The organism is Teichococcus aestuarii (assembly GCF_003116135.1).
Classification (GTDB): Bacteria; Pseudomonadota; Alphaproteobacteria; order Acetobacterales; family Acetobacteraceae; genus Pseudoroseomonas; species Pseudoroseomonas aestuarii.
In genome coordinates this window covers 1-3,696 of sequence record NZ_PDOA01000058.1, presented here as the reverse complement: position 1 = coordinate 3,696, position 3,696 = coordinate 1, and the positions used below count along the sequence as shown (strand labels likewise).

Here is a 3,696-nt window from a genome sequence, read left to right as displayed (position 1 = left end):
GTAATCCTTCCAGTTGGAATAACCGACCACTCCATGGACGTAATCGGGCGCATCGCCCAGCCAGCCAGTGAACTTGTTCAGAAGAGCCGGGTCGTTGCCGACATATACGCCAAGAGCGGTCATGGCTGACATCCTTCACACCGAGCAAGCCGGGGGGCTGCTCACTCACATGTGAGTGATATCGCTCACGGACGCGTGATCTTCCAAATAAAAATCGCGAATTTGTGAGTTAGAAAATGTAAGACGTACAGAACGAAAGAGTAATCTCAATATAACGACTAATGTCGTTCCTGGAGCATAAATAGAGGGGCGTGTAACTTGTGGAGCCAGCCTCAGGCAGCGCTGTTTCGTCTGTAGATGGGCGAGGCCCAGCCAAAGCTTGAGCTTGTCTTTTATGCTTTGAGGATCCATCGTCTGGGGGGCTGAGGTGTATCACCAGCACCGATGAGCGGAATCGGCAGCAGAGAGGCCAGATTTTCTGAATAGCGCGGAGTAGTCCGCAGCTGCCGTCCGCCACGGTACTGATCTTCTCCTGATCTGGTGGACAGTGATCAGTCTGCGGTGCACTTCATCTGCTCTGGGATTCTGTAGCCTTTGGATGCCGGTTTGAGGTCTTCTCCGTCATGGCTCCATCCTCTCAAGAGTTGGAGCCTCCGGAGAACCCCGGAACGGTTCACCTCGGCAGCCTGGGCCTCATGATGCCTGCCGTGGCTCAAGCAGGTTGTCTCTCGTTTGGGCGTTATCCCTCCGCAACCGCGGAGGAGCATCATTCTAGGTCGAAGCCCTTCCTGCGCACGAAAGCGCCGAAGTGGGCGCGTTCGGGTACGGAGTACTGTCGGGCCTTATCCTCCGACCACCCGTACTCCTCTGCTTCCCCGAAGCGGTCCGTATAGCGCTGCGTGGCGTAGGGCTGCATGGCCCTCCGTCGCTTGTCGTACGCGGCGATCTTGTCCTGTATGCCGGCCTCGTCATAGCGATCGTAGTGGACGGTGACATCGAGGCCCAGACGCGGGCTGAGGACGCCACCGAAGGACGGCCAGCCGACGCCCAGTCCGGCCACGGGGAAAACATGGTCGGGCAGCGCGAGGAGATCGGACACCTCCGCTGCTGTGTTGCGGATGGCGCTGACGGGGCACGTCCCCAGCCCCACTCTGTCCGCGGCGGCGATGAAGGTAGCGAGGACGATGGCCGCATCGACCGAAGCGTTGAAGAAGGGGTCGAGATGGTCGTTGACGAAAGGCTGCTGACGCCATTCGAACATCAGGCGATGGCGGCGATTATTGGCGCAGAAGACCAGAAACGCGGGCGCTTCCCGGATCCACGGATTGTCCGGGATGAGCGCGTGTAACCTGTCGCGCTGTGCCTTATCGGAGATGATAATGATGTCCGCCTGCTGCAGGTCCGACTTCGAGGGAGCTGAGAGAGCCACAGCGCACAGTGTCTCCAGAAGCGCAGGATCGACGGCCTTGTCGGCGTACCGACGGATGACGCGGCGATCAGCCATCGCGGCGAGGGTCTCCACGCCATCTGGCGCCGCCTGAAGCGCGGGCGATGAGCCGAAACGTGCCTGGAGAATGTTCATCAAACGCTCGAGCAATCTCACCTCCCACTCGTCGTGAGCGCCTCCGCCGGAAACGCGGCATGTGATCCGGCTAGAGCGCGATGGCCTCGCCGTCGGCCGGGACGCGCAGGTTTGCCACGAAACCTTCCCGCTCGGCAAAGGCCCGCAGGTCGGCGCGGCTCAGGATGCAGTGGTTCACGGCTTCCATGTGGCTGGCGATCAGGGTGGCCTTCGGGGCGGCGCGATGGACCGCCCGGACGTCCTCTTCTCCCATGATGATGGGGTCCAGGCCGATGAAGGTCGCCTTGCCCGCGTTGAGCACGATCACCTCCGGCTGGTGCCGGGCGATCGCCTGCTCGACATGTCCGTTCCAGATGGTATCGCCTGCCACGTAGAGCGTCTTCTCCGAGGGATGGCTGAAGACGACGCCGCAGACCTTGCCCAGGCGCGGCACCGCCTTAAGGGTGGCGTCGGTGCCGTGCTGCCCGCCCGTCTTGACGAGCTTGACGCCATTGAACTCCGATGCCTCGGTCAGGACGCGCACGTCCTTGAAGCCTGCTTCCCGGATTGCCGCCGCGTCCTCGTCATTCTGCGCGAAGAGGGGGAGCGATTTCCCGAGCCGCGCCTTGGCCTTTCCGTCCCAGTGGTCGGTGTGAAGATGGGTCACGATGACCGCGTCCACGTCGATGATATCGGTCACCGGGATCGGCAGGGGCACCAGGGGGTTACGGCGCTCGCTGTTGGCCGAGCCCGGGAACCCGGGAGACGTTCCCTGGTCGTCCAGCATCGGGTCCACCAGGAAGCGCACACCGCCGTAGTTGATGCGCAGCGTCGCGTTGCGGATCTGCGTCACCGTCGCCTGCTGGCGAGCGGCTTGTGAGGTGCGCGTCGTCATTCCGATGATCCCCATGGACAAGGCCGGGAGTGTCTTCCGGCGCGTGATCAGGAAGCCTTCCTTGCTGCTGTCGGTCATGGCTCAATCCTCCTTGCCAGCACCTAGGCTATGAGCGCGATCGGCGGCCCAGAGCCCATGAAGATGCGGTAGCCTCTGGATAAACGACCAGGCGCGGCGGTAGCAGTGGCGGCACGGAAATAATGAGGGCCAGAAACGACATGCCAGGGCGGGACATGCCAGGGCGGAATGCCATCGAGATCGGCCTGGTGATCTACCCCGGCACTCAACTGGCGGCCGTGCTTGGGATGACAGACTTCCTGACGCTCGCTGGCCGCATCGCCGGGAAACAGGTGAACCGCCAACAGGCGCCCTCGCTGCGGGTCAGCCACTGGCAAATGCGAGACGGCGAGAACATCCCGGTCCGCGTGTTCGACACGGCTCCTGGCGCCGAGGGGACGCCGGACGTCCCGATCCTGCCGCCTCAGCTGGGTCCGCCCATCGAGGCGCACGAGGCGGCGCCCTTCGTGGAATGGCTGCGCGAGCGGCACAGCGCGGGCACCGCACTGGGCTCGATCTGCACGGGCGCCTTCCTGCTGGGCGAGACGGGTGTACCGCCCGCAGTTTCTGAGGCACCTCATTGAAGCCTATGCGGTGAGAGCTTCGGGTGAAAGCTGATCATGGCGTACGGCGTCCGGCGATCTGAAGCTGTGACGCTCGATGAGCCAGGTCGAGTTGTAGGTGCGCCGGAACTCGAGGAGCGCCTGGCGGAGCTGCTCGACGGTGTCGAAGGTCCGGACCCAGAGGAGGTTCTCCTTGAGGGTTCGGATGAAGCGTTCAGCGCATCCGTTCCCCTCAGGCGCGCGGACGAAGGCGGGTGAGCTCTTGATGCCGAGGAACTTCAGCTCGCCCTGGAAAGCGTCGGACATGTACTGCGAGCCGTGGCCATGGCGCAGCGAGAGGCCTGCCGCGATGCCCTTGGCGAAGCCGCCGAAGTGCTGGCGCACGCCCTGCCTGCGGGGCTCGAGCGCCTCGAAGCGGGTGCCATGCCGGGCGGCATGGAGACCGACGCACGCGGCGCTGTGGTGATCGACGGCGACGAACACCGCCGCCTGACCCTCTGCCGTCCAGGTGGTGGTCATGTCGGTGCCCCACATGATGTCCACCGCGTCAGGGATGATGGTGCCGTCGTGGTTGCGCGGGCCTCGCGGGGCACCGGCCCGGGAGGGGGCGAGCAGGCCGT

At 63.7% G+C, this 3,696-nt stretch carries 4 protein-coding genes; 1 reads left to right on the top strand and 3 read right to left on the bottom strand.

Annotated elements, in window-relative coordinates; all coding sequences use genetic code 11:
- Nucleotides 1–766 precede the first annotated feature (766 nt).
- Nucleotides 767–1,603 (bottom strand): nitroreductase family protein, encoded by an 837-nt coding sequence (locus CR165_RS24050; protein WP_408887550.1) that lies wholly within the window; start codon nucleotides 1,601–1,603, stop codon nucleotides 767–769.
- A gap of 49 nt (nucleotides 1,604–1,652) precedes the next feature.
- On the bottom strand, nucleotides 1,653–2,534 hold the full coding sequence (locus CR165_RS24045; protein ID WP_109519404.1) for an MBL fold metallo-hydrolase: 882 nt from the start codon (nucleotides 2,532–2,534) through the stop codon (nucleotides 1,653–1,655).
- 122 nt (nucleotides 2,535–2,656) lie between these two features.
- On the opposite strand from CR165_RS24045, the gene CR165_RS24040 reads away from it, so the two are divergent.
- The gene (locus CR165_RS24040) at nucleotides 2,657–3,097 is read left to right on the top strand and encodes a type 1 glutamine amidotransferase family protein (protein ID WP_109519403.1); all 441 of its coding nucleotides are present in this window, start codon (nucleotides 2,657–2,659) and stop codon (nucleotides 3,095–3,097) included.
- 3 nt (nucleotides 3,098–3,100) lie between these two features.
- Here CR165_RS24040 and CR165_RS24035 read toward each other — a convergent pair.
- Nucleotides 3,101–3,696, bottom strand: a 596-nt coding sequence (locus CR165_RS24035) for an integrase core domain-containing protein (RefSeq protein ID WP_146202046.1), incomplete at its 5' end; no start/stop codon positions are given.

What these genes read in the sequence shown, in the direction of transcription:
- CR165_RS24045 (WP_109519404.1), bottom strand. Translation starts at nt 2,534, where the DNA reads ATGACCGACAGCAGCAAGGAAGGCTTCCTGATCACGCGCCGGAAGACA.
- CR165_RS24040 (WP_109519403.1), top strand. Translation starts at nt 2,657, where the DNA reads ATGAGGGCCAGAAACGACATGCCAGGGCGGGACATGCCAGGGCGGAAT.